This window comes from Streptomyces sp. WM4235 (assembly GCF_001279725.1).
Taxonomy (GTDB): domain Bacteria; phylum Actinomycetota; class Actinomycetes; order Streptomycetales; family Streptomycetaceae; genus Streptomyces.
The window spans coordinates 1-216 of record NZ_LGDE01000419.1 but is presented as its reverse complement, the minus strand read 5'-3'; the positions used below and the strand labels follow the sequence as shown (position 1 = coordinate 216).

Genomic DNA, 216 nt, shown 5'->3' with positions numbered 1-216 from the left:
GATAGCGGATAGTACCGTGAGGGAATGGTGAAAAGTACCGCGGGAGCGGAGTGAAATAGTACCTGAAACCGTGTGCCTACAAGCCGTGGGAGCGTCGCGCATTGAGTTTACTCAATGCGTCGTGACTGCGTGCCTTTTGAAGAATGAGCCTGCGAGTTAGCGGTGTGTAGCGAGGTTAACCCGTGTGGGGAAGCCGTAGCGAAAGCGAGTCCGAAT

Annotated in this window: 1 rRNA gene; it reads left to right on the top strand. The window is 54.6% G+C overall.

Going from position 1 to position 216, the window contains the following annotated elements:
* Positions 1-216, top strand: a 23S ribosomal RNA gene (locus ADK55_RS24280); the annotation flags it as partial.